This window comes from Helicobacter apodemus, assembly GCF_000765745.2.
Taxonomy (GTDB): Bacteria; Campylobacterota; Campylobacteria; order Campylobacterales; family Helicobacteraceae; genus Helicobacter_D; species Helicobacter_D apodemus.
In genome coordinates this window covers 1-1,549 of sequence record NZ_JRPC02000077.1, presented here as the reverse complement: position 1 = coordinate 1,549, position 1,549 = coordinate 1, and the positions used below count along the sequence as shown (strand labels likewise).

The following is a 1,549-nucleotide window of genomic DNA, read 5'->3' as shown; positions in this document are numbered from 1 at the left end:
AATGTTTATGATGCACAAAAGCAAGGATTAAAAGAAGCCAAAATCATTGTTTTTATTATTGCTTCTAGTAGTTGCCATTTCTGCCACAAACTCCTTAATGATATAAGTAGTCATCACGCTTTAATGCAACTTTTAAAAGAATATTATGCAGTGGCAGTCATTGATTTAGATGACCCAAGTGCAAAAATCCCTAGTGATTTAATTTTTAATGGAAAAACACCCACAACCTATATTATTACTCCAAGCGGCAATGTAATAGGACAACCTTTAGAAGGTGCAGTTTCTGCAAATCACCTTTATGAACTTTTAAAAAACATTCAGGATTTTAAAAAAGAACAATTAGGATTCTAATATGCTAACTAAAGAACAGCAAGAAGTTGTCAATATTGACTTTAAAGATATTTTATTAGTTAATGCTTATGCAGGGACAGGAAAAACAAGCACTTTAATAGAGTTTTGCAAAAAGCGTAAAGACAAAAAGATACTCTATCTTGCTTATAATAACTCTATGATAAAAGAAGCAGAGAAAAAGTTTAAAATGCTTCCTAATGTCTCCATTAAAACGATACATTCTCTAGCTTATAATGTATTTGGAAGTTCCAACAAAGAAAGGTTAGGAAATTTAACAAGCAAAGATATTCAAGAATATTTTAATGATGATAATGCACTCTATAATGCTTCATCTACTCTTTCTCTTTTAAAAGATTTCTGCAATAGTGGAGATTCCATAACAGCATTTTGCCAAAAACTCTTAAGCGAGAAAATAGAGATAAAAAATAAAAGGCTCGATAAAGCATATCTAGCACCTAAACTCAAAGAGATTTGGAATAAAATTATTGCGAAAAATAGCAAGATTACCTATCCCCACGATTTTTATTTAAAAGAATGGCAATTAAGTAAGCCTAAGTTAGATTATGATTTTATCCTTGTTGATGAAGCACAAGATATTAATGAGTGTATTATTGACATTGTTTTAGCTCAAGAGGCTAAAAAAGTCTTTATTGGGGATACCTACCAAAGTATTTATGCCTTTAGAGGTGCTGTGGATTCTTTAACAAAACTCTCAAAATTAGAAAATAGCATAACACTTTTCCTAACACAAAGCTTCCGTTGTCCATTAAGTGTCGCAAATATTGCTAACTTTTACTTGCTTGCTCTTGGTGCTAAAAAGCCATTTATTGGAACAAAAAAGGAATTGCAATCAAACACACAGGGTATTGCCATACTCGCAAGAAATAATGCGACTTTATTTGATTATGCCATTAATAGCCTAGATAAAAAAATTGCTTGGGTGGGTGGCATTGATAGCTATAACTTTAGTGATTTGCTTGATATTCAAAATCTACTTTTTAAAAAACCAGATTTTATTAAAAATAGTTTTCTTAAAAAATTCTCTGATATTGATGAACTGCTAGATTATTGTGATGAAACACAAGAAATTGAATGGAGAGGTAAATTAATGATTGTTTTTAAATATATTAACTTAGATATTCCAAAGCTTATAAAGGAACTAAGAGATTTAAGCGTTCCACCAAAAGAAGCTGATTTT

General features: G+C 30.5%; 2 protein-coding genes. Both read left to right on the top strand.

Annotation, left to right across the window (positions count from 1 at the left end):
- On the top strand, positions 1-351 hold a 351-nt coding region (locus LS72_RS11065; RefSeq protein ID WP_034555525.1), incomplete at its 5' end, for a thioredoxin domain-containing protein.
- A gap of 1 nt (position 352) precedes the next feature.
- A partial coding sequence (locus LS72_RS10420; protein ID WP_138155351.1) for a UvrD-helicase domain-containing protein occupies positions 353-1,549 on the top strand: 1,197 nt, incomplete at its 3' end.